This is a genomic window from Geobacillus sp. Manikaran-105 (assembly GCF_002809955.1).
Lineage (GTDB): Bacteria > Bacillota > Bacilli > Bacillales > Anoxybacillaceae > Geobacillus > Geobacillus thermophilus.
Map to the genome: position 1 here is coordinate 23,157 of NZ_PIJG01000003.1, position 16,667 is coordinate 39,823.

General features: G+C 50.7%; 15 protein-coding genes. 14 read left to right on the top strand and 1 reads right to left on the bottom strand.

Annotated features, from left to right (window positions below; translation table 11 throughout):
* Positions 1 to 2 precede the first annotated feature (2 nt).
* Together CV945_RS01580 and CV945_RS01585 are read left to right on the top strand one after the other, a co-directional pair.
* The gene (locus CV945_RS01580; RefSeq protein ID WP_014196047.1) at positions 3 to 308 is read left to right on the top strand and encodes a 4a-hydroxytetrahydrobiopterin dehydratase; all 306 of its coding nucleotides are present in this window, start codon (positions 3 to 5) and stop codon (positions 306 to 308) included.
* Positions 305 to 1,081, top strand: a complete 777-nt coding sequence (locus tag CV945_RS01585; protein WP_100658993.1) for a 3-hydroxybutyrate dehydrogenase — start codon at positions 305 to 307, stop codon at positions 1,079 to 1,081. Before CV945_RS01580 ends, CV945_RS01585 begins: the two co-directional genes overlap by 4 nt.
* Before the next feature lie 97 nt (positions 1,082 to 1,178).
* Here CV945_RS01585 and CV945_RS01590 read toward each other — a convergent pair whose 3' ends face one another.
* Entirely contained in the window at positions 1,179 to 1,706 is a 528-nt protein-coding gene (locus tag CV945_RS01590) for a YceI family protein (protein WP_015375055.1), read from the bottom strand.
* 157 nt (positions 1,707 to 1,863) lie between these two features.
* Between CV945_RS01590 and CV945_RS01595 the strand changes: the two genes are divergently transcribed.
* The 12 genes from CV945_RS01595 (at position 1,864) to CV945_RS01650 (ending at position 16,612) form a co-directional block, all read left to right on the top strand.
* Entirely contained in the window at positions 1,864 to 2,721 is an 858-nt protein-coding gene (locus CV945_RS01595) for a MurR/RpiR family transcriptional regulator (RefSeq protein WP_100658994.1), read from the top strand.
* 137 nt (positions 2,722 to 2,858) lie between these two features.
* The gene (gene murQ / locus CV945_RS01600) at positions 2,859 to 3,746 is read left to right on the top strand and encodes an N-acetylmuramic acid 6-phosphate etherase (RefSeq protein ID WP_033009755.1); all 888 of its coding nucleotides are present in this window, start codon (positions 2,859 to 2,861) and stop codon (positions 3,744 to 3,746) included.
* Between the two features lie 23 nt (positions 3,747 to 3,769).
* Positions 3,770 to 5,134: a PTS transporter subunit EIIC gene (locus CV945_RS01605; RefSeq protein WP_050367369.1), complete on the top strand. Its 1,365-nt coding sequence runs from the start codon at positions 3,770 to 3,772 to the stop codon at positions 5,132 to 5,134.
* A gap of 12 nt (positions 5,135 to 5,146) precedes the next feature.
* Positions 5,147 to 6,214, top strand: a complete 1,068-nt coding sequence (locus CV945_RS01610) for a MupG family TIM beta-alpha barrel fold protein (RefSeq protein ID WP_063329668.1) — start codon at positions 5,147 to 5,149, stop codon at positions 6,212 to 6,214.
* A gap of 325 nt (positions 6,215 to 6,539) precedes the next feature.
* Entirely contained in the window at positions 6,540 to 7,487 is a 948-nt protein-coding gene (locus CV945_RS01615; RefSeq protein WP_100658995.1) for an aldo/keto reductase family protein, read from the top strand.
* Between the two features lie 470 nt (positions 7,488 to 7,957).
* The gene (locus tag CV945_RS01620; RefSeq protein ID WP_100658996.1) at positions 7,958 to 8,986 is read left to right on the top strand and encodes a TRAP transporter substrate-binding protein; all 1,029 of its coding nucleotides are present in this window, start codon (positions 7,958 to 7,960) and stop codon (positions 8,984 to 8,986) included.
* Positions 8,987 to 9,066: 80 nt separating this feature from the next.
* Entirely contained in the window at positions 9,067 to 9,612 is a 546-nt protein-coding gene (locus CV945_RS01625) for a TRAP transporter small permease (protein ID WP_100659031.1), read from the top strand.
* Positions 9,613 to 10,896: a TRAP transporter large permease subunit gene (locus CV945_RS01630; protein WP_100658997.1), complete on the top strand. Its 1,284-nt coding sequence runs from the start codon at positions 9,613 to 9,615 to the stop codon at positions 10,894 to 10,896.
* Between the two features lie 39 nt (positions 10,897 to 10,935).
* Entirely contained in the window at positions 10,936 to 12,000 is a 1,065-nt protein-coding gene (locus tag CV945_RS01635; RefSeq protein WP_100658998.1) for a TRAP transporter substrate-binding protein, read from the top strand.
* A 245-nt stretch (positions 12,001 to 12,245) separates the two neighbouring features.
* On the top strand, positions 12,246 to 13,511 hold the full coding sequence (locus tag CV945_RS01640; RefSeq protein ID WP_100658999.1) for a nickel pincer cofactor-dependent isomerase, group 22: 1,266 nt from the start codon (positions 12,246 to 12,248) through the stop codon (positions 13,509 to 13,511).
* A 12-nt stretch (positions 13,512 to 13,523) separates the two neighbouring features.
* On the top strand, positions 13,524 to 15,725 hold the full coding sequence (locus CV945_RS01645; protein WP_100659000.1) for a dihydroxy-acid dehydratase domain-containing protein: 2,202 nt from the start codon (positions 13,524 to 13,526) through the stop codon (positions 15,723 to 15,725).
* A gap of 110 nt (positions 15,726 to 15,835) precedes the next feature.
* Positions 15,836 to 16,612 carry an IclR family transcriptional regulator gene (locus tag CV945_RS01650; RefSeq protein ID WP_100659001.1) on the top strand — a complete coding sequence of 259 codons (777 nt, stop codon included), beginning with the start codon at positions 15,836 to 15,838 and terminating at the stop codon, positions 16,610 to 16,612.
* Positions 16,613 to 16,667: the final 55 nt, after the last annotated feature.

The window sequence follows — 16,667 nt, forward strand, 5'->3', positions numbered from 1 at the left end:
CGGTGCGGTTAACGGAAGAGGAAGTGCAAGCACTGCTTGAAAAAGCGGACGGCTGGAAGCTGGTCGATGAGCGGTGGATTGTGAAAAAATACCGTTTTCAAGACTACTTGCAAGGAATCGAGTTCGTTCGGCGAATCGCCGCGATTTCGGAAAACACAAACCACCACCCGTTCATTTCGATCGACTACAAGCTCATTACAGTGAAACTGTCCTCATGGCGGGCGAAAGGGCTGACGAAGCTCGATTTTGACTTGGCGAAGCAGTATGATGAGGTGTATAACCAGATGAAGCAGGGGGAAGGGGAATGATGGCGCATCGCACAGCCCTCGTCACCGGAGCGGCGCGGGGGATCGTTTATGAAGTGGCGAAAACGTTGGCAACCAACGGCGTGAACGTCGTGCTTGCCGACTTGAAGCAGGAAGAGGTGGAACAGGCGGCAGAGTCGTTGCGGCAGCTAGGCTGCGAGGCCGTCGGCGTCAAGTGTGATGTGACGGCGGAAGAAGAGGTGAAACAAACGATCCATGAAGCGGTCAAACGGTGGGAGCGTCTCGATATTGTCGTGAACAACGCCGGTTTGCAATATGTCGCCAATATTGAAGACTTTCCGACCGAGAAGTTCGAGCAGTTGATCCGCGTCATGCTCGTCGGCCCGTTTTTGGCCATTAAGCATGCGTTTCCGCTGATGAAGGAGCAGCGCTACGGCCGCATTATCAACATGGCGTCGATTAACGGATTGATCGGGTTTGCCGGAAAAGCCGCCTACAACAGCGCAAAACACGGGGTGATCGGCTTAACGAAAGTGGCGGCGCTAGAAGGGGCACCGTACGGCATTACGGTGAACGCACTTTGTCCGGGGTATGTCGACACAGAACTCGTCCGCAATCAGCTCGCTGATTTGGCGGCGACGAGAAAGGTGCCGCTTGAGAAGGTGCTCGAGGAAGTGATTTACCCGCTCGTGCCGCAGCGGCGGCTCTTGTCCGTTGAAGAAGTCGCCCATTATGTTCTCTTTTTGGCAGGCGAACAAGCGAAAGGAATCACCGGCCAGGCGGTCGTGATCGATGGCGGGTATACGGCGCAGTAAACTCCCTCTCTTCGCCTTGCTTGAAGCGAGAGCCTTCCTTTCGGGATGATGATCAAACGCCCCCGGCATATGCCGCGGGCGTTTCGATTCGAGTCGCTCAGCTCAAGGCAAATTCGAAGCTGGCTAGGATTTTGACTTCTTTCCCGACGAGGAATCCGCCGGTTTCGAGCGCGACGTTCCATACCAACCCGTAGTCTTCGCGGTTGATCGTTCCTTCGACGTCAAAACCGACCGAGATGCCGCCGGTGAGCGGGTTTTTCACTTGGCCGTTGTATTCGACTTTGAACGTTTCTGTTCTCGTCACGCCGCGGATCGTCAGCTTCCCGGTCACTTCATATTCCGTGTCGGACAGCTTGCGCACGGATTCACTGACAAACGTAATGGTTGGATAGTTCTCGACATCGAAAAAGTCGGCCGAGCGGAGATGATTGTCGCGGTCGGCGTTTTTCGTATCGATCGAGGCGGCGTCAATCGTCGCTTTCACTTTCAGCGACTCGAGTTCGTTGATGTCGCCTTCGACCTCAACGTCAAAGTTGGTGAATTCCCCTTTCGCTTTGGAGATCATCATATGTCTTACTTGGAAGGCGACAGAGCTGTGCGCTTTGTCGAGTTGGAATGTTGTCATCGCTTTTCCTCCTCTTTATGATTCATATTCGCACCACTATCATAACAAATGTATATCTCGAAATCAAATATTTTTTATTAAAGATTATTAGTATGGAGCACAGGGGGCTTTCCATGATAAGATGAAAGAAAAATGATGTGCGGAAAGGGAGAATAAGATGAATGAAATCGGCCTTTTAGCGAAAATCAAACAGCAAATGGAACGGTTTTCACCGGCGGAAAAAAAGGTAGCCGCCTACATTCTCGACCATGCCGAACTCGTGCCGAATATGACGACGAAGGATTTGGCCCAGGCGGCTGACACAAGCGAAGCGAGCGTCATTCGTTTTTGCAAGGCAGTCGGCATCGGCAGTTTTCCTGGATTGAAACTGGCGCTTGTCCGCGAGTTAACAATGGCCGATATGAGCATTAACGATTTTTCAATTCTTGACAAACCGGTTTCCCCGTATGAATTGTTTACGAAAGTGACGTATGTCAATAAGGCCGCGATTGAAGCAGCGACCACGACGCTTGATAAGCGGGAGCTGGAGAAGGCGGCCGCGGCGATTGCCAACGCCGGCAAGCTGTTGTTTTATGGGGTTGGCGGCTCTGCGGCCGCCGCGATGGATGCCAGTTATAAGTTCACGAAACTTGGCTATATGGCGGTGATGTCGCCCGATTTCCATGTAATGCTTCCATTGGTTGCCCATTTGAACGAAGGAGATGTGTTGGTAGCGGTATCGACGTCGGGAAGGACAAAGGACGTATTGGAGATCGCCCGATTCGCGAAAAAGCAGAAGGCCACTGTCATCGCCATCACGAAGCTGGATTCAACGTCCCCGCTGTATAAAGAAGCGGATATTAAATTGGCGCTGCCGGATGTTGAGCAAGACCACCGCATCGGCAGCATGGCATCGAGAATGGTGCAGCTTAATGTGATTGATGCCTTGTATTTAATTACGTTCCATCGTGTGGGAAGCCGGGTGATCGAACGGTTTCACGAGACAAGAGAAGAAGTAGTGCGGTTGCGAAGATAAAGCGGGCTTGAGACGAGCCTGCTTTGCTTTTTGTGGGAATGTTTCAAATAAAAAAAGAATAGATTGATATTTTATTTCATAAATTTATAATATAAATATGAAATATAATTTCTAATTTCGGTAAAGAGGTGACGAGATTGTTCGAACGTCTAACTACGGAACAAGGCAATGAAAAAACGAAACATTTGGATGAAATGACGACGAGAGAAATTTTACAAGCGATGAATGAAGAAGATCAGACAGTGGCGGCCGCGGTGGCCAAACAACTGGATTCCATTGAGAAGCTCGTACATATTGTCATTGCCGCGTTTCAGAGAGGAGGAAGACTTATTTATGTTGGAGCAGGAACGAGCGGCCGGCTTGGTTTGCTTGATGCCGTTGAATGTCCGCCGACGTTCGGCGTTGATCCCAAGATGGTGCAAGCGGTGATCGCCGGGGGGCGAGAAGCGGTGGCCAATGCAGTTGAAGGAGCAGAAGATGATGAAGAAGCGGCCGTCCGCGATCTCGAGGCAGTGGGTTTGACGGCAAACGATGTAGTCGTTGGCATTGCGGCAAGCGGACGGACGCCGTATGTGGTGAGTGCGCTTCGCTACGCTAAGAAAAGAGGAGCAGCAACAGGAAGCATCGCCTGCAATCATGGGGCGGAAATGAGCCAATACGCCGATGCGGCAGTGGAGATTGAAACTGGTCCGGAAGTGCTGGCGGGTTCGACTCGCCTCAAGGCTGGAACAGCGCAAAAAATGGTGCTCAATATGATTTCGACCGCTTCTATGGTTGGTATTGGAAAAGTATACGGAAACTGGATGGTCGATGTGCAAGCGACAAACGAAAAGCTAAAAGAGCGAGCAAAGCGGATTTTGATGGAAGCGACGGGAGTGAGCGCCGACGAAGCGTCCCGTTATTATGAACAAGCAAATGGGGAGGTGAAGACAGCGATTGTGATGATTTTACGTGGGTGTCGTTATGAAGAGGCGAAAGAGCGGCTGCAAAAAGCCGGCGGTTTTGTGCGCAACGCGCTTAAATAACGCGGATAAGGGGGAGAGGAACGATGAACCGAGAACAACAAATGGCGGCAACGATGCTTTCGCATTTAGGGGGGAAAGAGAACATTGCCCGCATCGCTCACTGCATGACGCGGGTGCGCGTGTCGTTGCGTGATCCGGATCAAGCGGATATTGCCGCCCTGAAACGGGTTGAGGGAGTCATGGGGGTGATTGAAGACGAAACGCTGCAAATCGTCGTCGGTCCCGGCATTGTCAACAAAGTGGCGGCCGCGTTATGCGAGCTGACTGGTCTGGAGCTTGGGGAAGTGATCGAGGATGGGCTTGAGGACATCGCGGAGCGGACAAAAGCGAAGGTCAAAGCTCGCCAACAAACGCCGCTAAAGCGGTTGTTGCGCAAAATCGGCAGCATCTTCATCCCGCTCATCCCTGGTCTGGTCGCCTCAGGGATCATTAACGGGATTGCCAACTTTGCCAAAAACGCCGGCGTTGATCCACAGACGACGTGGCTGCAGCTGTTGCTTTTGATTGGCGGCGGCATTTTTGCTTCCCTTGGTGTGCTGGTCGGATACAATACTGCCAAAGAGTTCGGCGGTACTCCCGTATTAGGAGCGATTGCCGGCATTCTCGTCTTCAACCCGGCGCTGGCGGATGTTAAGCTATTTGGGGAAGCGCTTACACCAGGGAGGGGAGGGCTGTTTGCCGTCTTGCTAGCAGCATGGTTGATGGCGGTCATCGAAAAGCGTGTTCGCCAATTTGTCCCAAACGCGGTCGATATCATTGTGACACCGTTGATTACGGTGCTTATCGTCTGCCTATTTACCTTGATCGCTGTACAGCCGATTGCGGGGTGGCTGTCGATGGCGATTACAACTGGCTTGAAAGCAGTGCTCGATGTGGGTGGGGTGATTGCCGGCGCGGTGTTGGCCGGAACATTTTTGCCGCTTGTCATGGTTGGACTGCATCACGGTCTGACACCAATTCATATGGAATTGATTCAAAAACTTGGTTCCACCCCGCTGTTGCCTATTTTGGCGATGGCTGGAGCGGGGCAAGTCGGAGCGGCGATCGCTGTCTATGTGAAGACGAAAAATCAAAGACTCCGCAACATCATTAAAGGAGCGCTGCCAGTCGGGTTTTTAGGCATCGGGGAACCGCTGTTGTACGGGGTGACATTGCCGCTTGGGCGGCCGTTTGTCACCGCATGCCTCGGTGCGGCGGTCGGCGGTGCGTTTCAGGCGGTAATGAAGACTGCGGCGCTCGGCATCGGCGTGTCTGGGCTGTCATTGATTCCGCTCATTGCTGATGCGAAATATGTGACGTATTTCGTCGGATTGGTCATTTCCTATGCGTTTGGGTTCCTGTTTACCTATTGGTTCGGGTTTAAAGAGGAAATGGCAGAAAATATATAGAGAGGGATGGCGATGCTTTCCTTTTCCTTTTATCTTTTTCAACCGTTTGAACAAATCGAGGAAGCGTTTCGGAAAGCGGCGAGTTTTGGAGCGAGGGAACTGTTTACTTCGCTGAACCTTTTGAACGGAAAAGAACTAGGCGAGCAAGAGAAGCTGAAATGGATCGGCCGGCTCGCCCGCCACTACGGGGTGGGGGTGGTAGCAGACGCCACCCCCGCCGTGCTTTCGTACTTGCCAGCCGACCCTGACGTTGCCAAGGCACTCAGCGAGTGGGGGATGGTCGGACTGCGGCTTGACGACGGCTTCTCGTGGGATGAAACGGTGCAGCTTTCGAAGCAGATGAAAGTCGTATTGAACGCCAGTACGATCACAGAACGCGAAATTCAGGAGTTGACATCGCGACAAATCGACTGGGCGGGTGTGGAAGCATGGCATAACTTTTACCCGCGCCCGGAAACTGGGCTTTCGGGCGACACGCTCATGAAACAAAACCGAATGTTGCGCCAATGCGGCATAGCATCAATCGGGGCCTTTGTCCCTGGCAACGCCCAAAAGCGCGGTCCGCTTTACAAAGGGATGCCGACGTTAGAGGATCATCGGGAAGCGGATCCGGTTTCTGCCTATATCGAGCTGCGCGAAACGTATAAGGTGGAAAAAGTGTTCGTCGGGGACTTATCGGTGTCAGACGATGTGCTCGAGCGAATGGCGTGGGTGCGGCAAGGAATCATTCCTATTCGCTACCGGCCGATCGTATCAGCCCCCTGGCTGTCTCTTGTCGAAACGGTGCACACGAATCGGCGTGACGCGGCCCGTGATGTGATTCGCTCAGTTGAATCGCGCCGCACCTTTGCATGGCCGCAGGAGGCGTTGCATCCCACCGAACCGGTGCCGCGGCCGATCGGGAGCGTGACGATTGACAATGAATGCTACGGTCGTTACGCTGGGGAACTGCAAATCACCTTAACGGATCTTCCTGCTGATGACAACGTCAATGTTATCGGCAGGGTGATCAAGGAAGATGTACCGTTGCTTCGCCGCATTCAAGGCGGCCGCCTGTTTTGCCTTATTCGTTGTAATTGAAGGGAGGTGCAGTTGGCACAAGGAAGGAAAAGGTTGACTTGTCCTCAGGGCCGTCCCATCATCATGCGGAAGACAGGCAATTTAACAGGAAACGCAACTTCAACATCCCATGTTTCAAGTTGAACGGCGTTGAATACATCGGTGCTCTTCTTTGGCATTCGAGGGTCGTGAAGGGATGGTGATTTCCCGTCCCTAGGTGCGCCTCAACTCAAGAAAAAGACCCATCAAAAGTAAGGCAAATGTCTTTGCAAATCAGCAGTCGAGAATTATAATGGGACATGAAGAATTTGGCATTGATGGATGCTGAAAGGAGAGGAAACCGCAAATGAAGTATCGAAAACTCGGCCGCACGGGGCTGAAAGTCAGTGAGATTAGTTTAGGCAGCTGGCTTACATATGGAAATTCGGTAGAAAAAGAAACCGCGATCCGCGTCATTGACAAGGCGTACGAACTTGGCATCAACTCGTTTGACACGGCGAACGTCTACGCGCGCGGGGAAGCGGAAAAAATCGTCGGCGAGGCGCTGCGCAAATATCCGCGCGAATCGTATGTCATCGCGACGAAAGTGTTTTGGCCGATGGGCGACGGCCCGAACGACCGCGGCCTGTCGCGCAAGCATGTGTTTGAGCAGCTCCATGCGAGCTTAAAGCGGCTGCAACTGGATTATGTCGATATCTACTACTGCCACCGCTATGACAAAGAAACGCCGGTCGATGAGACGTTGCGTACGATCGATGATCTCGTCCGCCAAGGAAAAGTGCTGTATGTCGGCGTGAGCGAATGGACGGCCCAGCAAATTCAAGAGGCGCTCGGCGTGGCCGACCGCTACTTGCTCGATCGGATCGTCGTCAATCAGCCGCAATACAACATGTTTCACCGTTATATTGAAAAGGAAGTCATCCCGGTGTGCGAACAAAACGGCATCAGTCAAATCGTCTTTTCGCCGCTCGCCCAAGGGGTGCTGACCGGCAAATACAAACGAGGTCAAGCGTTGCCGGCTGACAGCCGCGCCGCTGATCCAAGAGCGAATACGTTTATCCAAGGATTGCTCAATGACGAAGTGTTAACGAAAGTGGAACAACTCGAAAAAATCGCGGCTGAGCTTGGCATTACGTTGTCCCAGCTTGCCCTCGCTTGGGTGCTGCGCCAGCCGAACGTCGCCAGCGCCTTAATCGGCGCCAGCCGCCCGGAACAAGTCGAAGAGAACGTCAAGGCGGTCCATGTTGTGCTCAGTGATGAGGTGCTGGAGAAGATTGAGGGGGTTTTGGCGTAACAGGCCAACGAGCCGTTCTCCCGAAGATAAGGTTTGCGTCGGGAGGATGGCATTTTTTATGGCTGTTGATTGTGTTTAGGAGGACTTTTATTTGCCTTTGTTGAAATAAACAGCGCCATTGTACAAAAATAAGGGCAAATTTTATTTTTTATATTGACTGTTCGGAAAATTTTGATTAACATAAAAATATCAGGCCTGATGAACTACATTGATAAACGATGTTTTATAATATAAAACAAAATCGATTTAGATGTTTTTAATTTTTTTCATTGTTTTCAAAACTGAGTTTTACTATATCAAACCACACGATGGCAGTTTTTTAAACAGGCATCTTCCGACGTTTAGAAACAGGTCAGAAACTCGTCTTTTGAAAGTGTTTTCTGAAAGCGCTTAATCTCCAACTTAGTAGTAGTTAACCCTCATATTTTTTCTCTAATAAAAACAGCGTTGCAAAAGGAGTTGATGGTATCATGAGACGAATGGCAGTTTTTTCGGTGATCTTATCCCTGTTGCTTCTGTTACTTTCCGGTTGTGGGAGTTCCGGATCCAAATCAACGGCCGGAGGGAAAACAGGTGGAACTAGGGTAATCAAGGTGGCCAATTATTTTGCCGAAAGTCACCCGCAAAATGTTGCGTTGCGTGAAAAGTTTAAAAAGATCGTTGAAGAGAAATCTGGCGGCAGTCTTAAGGTCGAGATTTATCCTAATAGTGCTTTAGGTGCAGAGCAGGAGTTTTACAACGGTGTTCGCAATGGCACGATTGAGATGGGGATTCCGGGGTTGATTATGCAAAATGACATCCCCAAAATGGGAGTTCCTGAATGGCCGTTCTTATTCAAAGATTTTGAACATGTTAAAAAAGTGTTGAATGGTCCGATCGGGAAAGAAATTACTGCAGAGCTTGAGGCGAAACATGGTGTTGTTCCGCTGGCGTGGAGTGCAAATGGGTTCCGGATGTTTTCTTCAAATAGAACGATCGACTCAATCGACGATTTTAAAGGATTGCGCCTGCGGATGCCTAATATCCCGAACTATATTACGATTGGAAAACTGTTGGGAGCTAACGTGACACCATTGCCGATTTCGGAAGTGTTCACTGCTTTAGAGCAAAAAGTGGTAGATGGGCAAGACAACCCAATTGCGACATTGCGGGCTTCCGGGTGGTACGAAGTTCAAACAGATGTATTAGAGTCCAAGCATATGTTTAGCCCAAATGTGTATGTGGTCAATAAAAAGTTTTGGGACAGCTTGACGGACGAACAACGGAAAATTATTCAAGAAGCAGCTAAAGAGGCAGCCAACTATGAATTTGAGCTGATGGAAAAAAGTTACGAAGAAGACAAGAAGTTTTTGCAAGAGCATGGGATTAAATTCACCACTCCTAACGATGAGTTTGTGAAGCAGATGGAAAAAGCTGTGCAGCCGCTCTATGACGAGCTGTTCAAAAAATATGACTGGGCCGAAGACTTGTATAAGAGAATCAAAGCAGAGGCGGAATAAGATAAGCCAAAAGTCAAAAGGGTGATGGAGAATTGTTCAAAAAGGCAGGGAAATTTTTGGATGGCGCTCTGAATGTATTGATGGCCGCGACGCTTGCTTTCATGTGCATTTTGGTATTCGGCAACGTCGTGCTCCGCTACGCATTTAACTCCGGCATCACGTGGTCGGAAGAAATGTCGCGCTTTCTCTTCGTTTGGATGTCGTTTCTTGGAGCCATTGGCGCTTTGAAGGACCATGACCATTTAGGCGTCGACACATTGGTAAGAAAACTGCCGACCAGTGCTAAGCGCATCGTATTTGTTATCAGCAATGTCATCGTGCTGTATGTGCTTTATTTACTGTTGGACGGAAGCTGGAAAATTACGCTCAGCAGCGTCGGAAGCCGGGCTCCGGCGACCGGCCTGCCGATGGCGTTCATTTATGGGACCGGGCTTGTCGTGAGCATCGGCATGGGCCTCATTATTTTGTACCATTTGTATCAGGCGCTGTTTCGCCCCGGGGCGATTGAGGAGCTGACGAGAATGAAAGAATCGGAAGAAGAAATCATGACGGCCGCTCCCGTCGAGCACGAAGCGGCAGAATGGGCGCACGGGCGAACGCAAGGCGCCGCTGGAGGTGAGCGGTAAATGGCGTTGGTCGTTTTTATCGGGTCGCTGTTAGGGGTCATGGCGCTCGGGATGCCGATCGCGTTTGCGCTCTTGGTCAGCGGCGTCGCCTTGATGTTTTATTTGGACATTTTTGATACGCAAATCATCGCGCAAAACTTGATCAGCGGCGCAGACAGCTTTCCGCTGATGGCGATTCCGTTCTTTATGCTCGCCGGGGAGCTCATGAACGCCGGGGGCATTTCGAAGCGGATCATCCGCTTTGCGATGGCGCTTGTCGGCCATATCCGCGGCGGGCTCGGGTATGTGGCGATCATCGCGAGCGTGTTGTTCGCCGGGTTGTCGGGGTCGGCGGTGGCCGATACAGCGGCGCTTGGGGCGATTCTCATCCCGATGATGGTCAAAGCTGGGTACAACCGCAACCGGTCAGCCGGCCTTATCGCTGCCGGCGGCATCATCGCCCCGATCATCCCGCCGAGCATTCCGATGATCATTTTCGGGGTCACAAGCGGCGTGTCGATCACGAAGCTGTTTATGGCCGGCATTGTTCCCGGGATTTTGCTTGGCATTTCACTGGCCATCTGCTGGTGGTGGGTGACCCGAAGAGATCAAGTGGAAGTGCTTCCACGTCAGTCGGCGAAAGAGATTTGGCGGGCGACCCGCGAGGCGTTTTGGGCGCTGCTGCTGCCGGTGATCATTGTCGGCGGGCTGCGCGGAGGGGTGTTTACGCCGACCGAGGCGGCGGTCGTGGCCGCGTTTTACGCGTTGTTTGTCGGTCTGTGCATTTACCGCGAGCTGAAAGTGAAAGACTTGTTCCACGTGCTCGTGGCCGCGGCGAAAACGACGAGCGTCGTCATGTTTTTGGTGGCGGCCGCCATGGTGTCGGCCTGGCTCATTACAGTCGCCAACATTCCGTCGATCGTGACAGATGTGCTCGCGCCGCTCATCGACCATCCGCTCGCGCTGCTTTTGGCCATTAACGCCTTGGTGCTGTTGGTCGGAACGGCGATGGACTTGACGCCGACAGTGCTCATTTTGACGCCGGTGCTGATGCCGATTATTGAAAAAGCGGGAATCGATCCGGTGTACTTCGGGGTATTGTTTATTTTAAACAACTGCATTGGGCTGCTCACGCCGCCGGTTGGCACGGTGCTGAACGTTGCCTGCGGGGTGGCGAAAATCAACATGGAGGACATCATGAAAGGAGTTTGGCCGTTTTTGCTGGTGGAGACGCTTCTGTTGCTTCTGTTGATTTTCTTCCCGTCTCTCGTCACGGTGCCGCTTGGGTGGTTTACGGGCAGTTGATGAATATTCCTATTAAATAGTAAGGGGGTTGCGAGGACTATGAAAAAAAGAAATGTGATCCGAAAGATAATGACCGGCTGCATAGCTATGGGCTTGCTTTTCCTGACCGCGTGCAGTTCAGGAACGACTCAAGGGGGGAATACCGCCAAGACCGAATCGGAAGGAATTCAACCGCGAGTGATTAAAGCGGGAATTGGCTTGAACGAAGACCATCCACAAGGCCAAGGATTGCTCAAGTTCAAAGAGATTGTTGAGGAAAAAAGCAGCGGCAAAATGAAAGTTCAAACATACTTCAGTGCTACTTTAGGCGATGACTTAAAAATGACAGAAGCACTTCAGGCTGGAACACAAGAAGTTACAATCCCATCGACTTCACCGCTTGTTGGGATGATCAAAGAGTTCGGCATTTTCGATTTTCCGTTCCTCTTTAACACACCTGAAGAGGCTGACGCTATTTTGGACGGGCCGATAGGCCAAAAATTGTTGGAGAAACTGCCGGAGCACGGGTTGATTGGGCTTGGTTACTGGGAAAATGGATTTCGGAACGTAACAAACAGCAAACACGCCATCAAGACAGCCGGCGATTTTAAAGGATTGAAGTTGCGGACGATGCAAAACGAAGTGCATATTGATGCGTTTAAAGCGCTTGGCGCCAATCCGACACCGATGCCTTTTTCAGAAGTGTTCACAGCACTGGAAAGCAACACTATTGATGGTCAAGAAAATCCATTGGCAACGATTAAGTCAAATAAATTTTACGAAGTGCAAAAATATTTGAGCTTAACCAAGCACGTTTACACTCCATTTGTATTCCTCGTCAGCAAGAAGTTTTGGGATCAGTTATCGCCTGAGGAACAAAAGATTTTACAAGAGGCTGCAATTGAAGCTGGAAAATATCAACGGCAACTGAGCCGCGAAGAGGATCAAAAAGCATTGGAAGAGTTGAAAAAGACAGGGATAAACATCAACGAAGTCAGCGATCAAGAACGTGAAAAAATGGCTGAAATCATTAAGCCAGTTGTTGAGAAATACGCGAAAGAGTTCGGCGAAGATTTAGTGAACGAAATGTATGGCGAGCTGGACAAGATCCGCAATCAAAAATGATGTTGTTGGAAGAGGGCAATGGCTGGTTGCTCTCTTTCCTTGCCTCTTGTTGTAAAGCGAGGGAGAAAGAAGACTGGCTTGTTGTGATGATCGGCTTGCCAAACTATATAGGTTGTAATAAAGAAATTCCGACCTCCATGTCCGTCTTTACTTTATCACCTAACAAGCTGGCACGGTGGCAAGAAGAGCGAACAATGCCATGTAAAACAAAATTGCAACTTATATAGAAAATGAGGGAAGAAAAAATGAAGATTCTTGAGCAAATGCTTAAAGATGTGCCCATTCCTAAAATGGCAAAAGTTCGTCAAAACTTTTATGCCCCGGAAATTCGGGATGTTCCCAAGGCGGTGCATCAAAGCATTCGCCAAGCGAACGTTCTCCAACGCATTTCCCCTGGCGACCAAGTGGCAATCGCTGTTGGAAGCCGCGGCATTGCCGATATCCCGATCATTGTCCGGGAAGTGGCAAACGCGGTAAAGCAAGCAGGCGGCGTCCCGTTTATCGTACCGGCAATGGGAAGCCATGGAGGGGCGACGGCGGAAGGACAGAAAGAAGTGCTTGCCCATTTAGGGGTGACAGAGGAATTTGTCGGGGTTCCGATCCGCTCAAACATGGATGTTGTGGAAATCGGGAAGTTGGACAATGGGCTGCCTGTTTATATAGACAAACTGGCCTACGAGGCGGATAAAATCGTTGTCGTTAACCGAGTAAAGCCCCATACGGCTTTTCGTGGACCGGTGGAGAGCGGATTAATGAAAATGATTACGATCGGCCTCGGCAAGCAAAAGGGGGCGGAAGCTGCCCACCAATATAGCTTTAAGTATATGGCGCGGCATGTAGTTGAGATGGCAAAAATCGCCATTCAACGGGCACCCATTGTGTTTGGCGTGGCTGTGCTGGAGAATGCGTATGATCGCCCAGCCAAAATCGTGGCGATTCCGGCCGAGCAGTTTGAAACGGTGGAGCCTGAGTTGTTGATTGAGGCGAAGTCGCTTATGCCGAAGATTATGTTCACTCCGCTCGATGTGCTTGTTGTTGATGAAATCGGGAAGGATATTTCCGGCGACGGCATGGATCCGAACATTACCGGCAGGTATGCGACTCCTTATGCAAGCGGTGGTCCAGACATTGCGCGAATCGTCGTCCTAGGTTTGTCGGAAAAGACCGACGGCAACGCCAATGGCATTGGATTAGCCGATATCACAACTAAAAAAGTGAAAGACCAGATCATTTGGGAAAAAGGATTTGCAAATGCTTTGACGAGCACGGTCGTTTCAGTAGTTAAACTGCCGATGTTTTTCGAAACGGAAGAGTTGGCGGTAAAAGCAGCGATTAAAACATGCAACGCCTTTGATCTAAGCAAGGTGAGAATGGTGAGGATCAAAAACACGCTGGCGCTTCGGGAGATTTGGGTTTCTGAAAGCCTTTTGGATGAGGCGCGTCAAATGGAAGAAATTGAAATTTTGTCAACGCCGATGGAAATGGACTTTTCCATAACAATAGAACATTAAGGGGGATGTGTAATGCCAGCGGTTACTTACCCGCGCATTGAGAGCCGAGTCAATCCATACCGTGACAACGTCCAAGGAAAGGCCAACGAGCCGATATGCGTCGCCGGGCTGCTCGACCGGGCGAAACAAATTTTAGGCCCTGAACTAAAAGGAGTGCAACCAGACTGGACGCTGGAGGAAATTTATGACCGGCTGCATCATAATGCTCCGAGAATTGCGATTATTGGCGGGTCGCCTGACCATCCGGCCCACATTATGGATTTTCAAACGATCGCCCGGGCGGCGATTCGCATTTGGCAAAATGGCGGTGTGCCGTTTCAATTTTCGACACCGGTGATGTGCGACGGGACGGCGCAAAGCAATCAAGGCATGAGCTATTCGCTGCAAAGCCGCAACGCCGTGGCGCAAATGATTGTAAACCAACTGGAAGCGCACAGCTACCACGGGGCGTTTGTCATTCAAGGGTGTGACAAGCAGCCGCTTGGCGTAGTCAGCGCGTTGGCCCATCTTGACCGCGTCCGCCGCGAGCGGGGGGAGCCGCCTTTCTTCGCGACATTTGCGCCAGCCCATGTATTAAAAGGCGGGACGATTCCGCCTAAGTTGTATGCCGAGCTGGAAGAAGTCGCCCGACGGGCGGAACTTGCCGGGGAAGAAGACATTGCCTATGACTTGCGGGATGCGCTTGCGTATATTTTGCAGTGCTCTTCCAACACGGCGTTTCAAGGGGTGCTCGAACGAGCGAGAGGAAAAGGGCTCATCACGAAAGAGCAGCACGAAGACTATGAAAAACGGTTGGCGGTAGCGACCTGTGACAGCCAAGGCGGAGTGTGCGCCTTTAACGGAACCGGCAACAGCTCCCGGCATTTGATCGCCGGATTGGGATTGATTCATCCCGCCTTGGAATTGCTCGCCGCCCCGCCGACGCAGGAACAAATCAATATGGCGTTGGACAGCCTCGCCCATTTAATGAATGATCCGGTGTATGGAGTGGCCAATATTATGGCGGCCAACATCAAAAACGCGATTCGCATCCACAGCGCCACCGGCGGATCGACGAACATTATGATGCATATTGTGGCGGCTATGCTTTATGGGGGCTATCAGTTCGACCTGTGGGAGTATGATCGCATCCATCATGAAGTGCCAGTGCCGGATTTATTTGACTATAGTTTAACGGAAGGAAGAGACATTTTCGCACTGGCTGTTCAGTGCTGCAGCGGGAAGATCCGGGGAATGGAAACAGTATTCCATGAACTGATGAACAATGGGGTGCCGATGGATGTGGATGCTCCGACGGTAACCGGAACGACATGGCGGGAAAGACTGTCTGTCAACCAAGCGCAGCTGTCGGCGCAAAACGTCGAGCACAATCCGGTCATCTTATCCAAACCGAGACGGCCGTTTAGCGGAGTCGACGTGTTGTCAGGCAACTTCTTTGAAAGTGCGGTGGTGAAAATCAGCGGCATGGCGACAAGGCAAATTGACGAGTTTGACAAGAAAGTCGCCTTTGTCCTGTATTACGAGAACGAAGACGATGCCAACGAGGGGCTGCTTGATGTTCATTTATTGGAAAAAATCAAACAAAACCGTTGTTTTCACCATCAAAGCTTGCTCGCTGTCTTGAAACATAACGCGCCGCATTTGTTTGAGCCATTGAAAGATCATGAATATGACGACCTGTTTGATGCGATGGCAAGGGAAGGGGCGCTGAAAATCGCGGTTGTGATTGCCGGCCAGGGGCCAGAGGCATTTGGCATGCCGGAAATGTTCACCCCGATGCAGCATATTAACGCGAACAGACAGCTAAAACGGATCGCGACGCTGATCAGCGATGGGCGCTATTCAGGCGTCACGTATGGAGCGGCCATCGGACATATGACGCCGGAAGCCATTCGCGGCGGAGGCATTTTGTATTTAAAAACGGGGGATCTTCTCTACATTGGCCTTCGTGAGCGGAGAATCGAATTTATCAATGAATTGGCGTTCCGAAATGGAACTCTACGGTTCGAGTTTGAATCGATCAAGCAGGAAAGAACGGAAATCGCCAACCAACGCGTGGCGGCGATGCGCAAGCGCCAACGGCGGATTGCGGCGAGCAACCGATTGATTGGGCATACCGATGCCGCCCATGGAGTTGTTCCGCTGCCGATTGCCGAAGAGGCCGTGTATGACTACAAAAAGGATGTGGTCCTTCCTACAGTCAAACGATCATAACGGGAGGATTGAAGTGATTTATGCCTTTCACCCTCCTGTATTATAATAAAGTTAAGACGAATTTCTCAGTTGTCCAGGTCATAAGAATTCTAGCAAAGAGGGTGAAAGCATTGCCATTAATTCAGGCAGTTGATCGTGCTCTCCGTATTCTAGACTTATTTGATGAATACGAAACAGAGTTAAAAATCACTGATATCAGCGAGCGGATGCAGCTTCACAAAAGCACGGTGCATTCACTGTTGAAAACGCTGCAGCACCATCATTATATTGAGCAGAACCCAGAGAATGGGAAATATCGATTAGGAATGAAGCTGTTTGAGCGGGGAAACCTCGTCATTCGTCATCTTGACATCCGCTCTATTTCCAAAAAGCATTTAATTGATCTTTCCATTAAAACGGGGAGCACGGTTCATTTGGTGATTTTGGATGGAAAAGAAGGCATTTATATCGACAAAGTCGAAGGAACATCTGGGACGGTGCTGTACTCCAGAATCGGGAGAAGAGTTCCGATTCACAGCAGCGCAGTAGGGAAGGTGCTTGTCGCCTTCAAAAGCAATCAGGAACTGAAAGAACTACTGCGCGGCTACGTTTATAAGCGCCACACAGAAAACACGATCACGAACGAAGAGGAGTTTTTGAAAGAGCTCGAGAACGTAAGGAATAACGGCTATGCGCTCGACAAAGAAGAAAACGAACCAGGGATCACTTGTGTGGCTGTTCCGATTCGCGACCATTCTGGGAATGTGATTGCGGCGATCAGCATCTCTCAGCCTTCGGCGAAAATAACGGACACCGTGCTCGAGGAAGAAATCCAGCTGCTGCAAAATGCGGCTGAACAGATCTCAAAAGAAATGGGGTATATGAGCCCTAGCCGTTTATCTGTGTAATGAAGCGGCTTCTTTCTGACAAGATGATAAAACAGAGTTTTTTAATATAAAACAG

Bases quoted from the DNA above. Each gene is read 5' to 3' on its own strand.
- CV945_RS01615 (WP_100658995.1), top strand. From the start codon at position 6,540: ATGAAGTATCGAAAACTCGGCCGCACGGGGCTGAAAGTCAGTGAGATT.
- CV945_RS01620 (WP_100658996.1), top strand. From the start codon at position 7,958: ATGAGACGAATGGCAGTTTTTTCGGTGATCTTATCCCTGTTGCTTCTG.
- CV945_RS01625 (WP_100659031.1), top strand. From the start codon at position 9,067: ATGGCCGCGACGCTTGCTTTCATGTGCATTTTGGTATTCGGCAACGTC.
- CV945_RS01605 (WP_050367369.1), top strand. From the start codon at position 3,770: ATGAACCGAGAACAACAAATGGCGGCAACGATGCTTTCGCATTTAGGG.
- CV945_RS01610 (WP_063329668.1), top strand. From the start codon at position 5,147: ATGCTTTCCTTTTCCTTTTATCTTTTTCAACCGTTTGAACAAATCGAG.
- CV945_RS01595 (WP_100658994.1), top strand. From the start codon at position 1,864: ATGAATGAAATCGGCCTTTTAGCGAAAATCAAACAGCAAATGGAACGG.
- CV945_RS01635 (WP_100658998.1), top strand. From the start codon at position 10,936: ATGAAAAAAAGAAATGTGATCCGAAAGATAATGACCGGCTGCATAGCT.
- CV945_RS01630 (WP_100658997.1), top strand. From the start codon at position 9,613: ATGGCGTTGGTCGTTTTTATCGGGTCGCTGTTAGGGGTCATGGCGCTC.
- CV945_RS01590 (WP_015375055.1), bottom strand. From the start codon at position 1,706: ATGACAACATTCCAACTCGACAAAGCGCACAGCTCTGTCGCCTTCCAA.
- CV945_RS01585 (WP_100658993.1), top strand. From the start codon at position 305: ATGATGGCGCATCGCACAGCCCTCGTCACCGGAGCGGCGCGGGGGATC.
- CV945_RS01645 (WP_100659000.1), top strand. From the start codon at position 13,524: ATGCCAGCGGTTACTTACCCGCGCATTGAGAGCCGAGTCAATCCATAC.
- CV945_RS01640 (WP_100658999.1), top strand. From the start codon at position 12,246: ATGAAGATTCTTGAGCAAATGCTTAAAGATGTGCCCATTCCTAAAATG.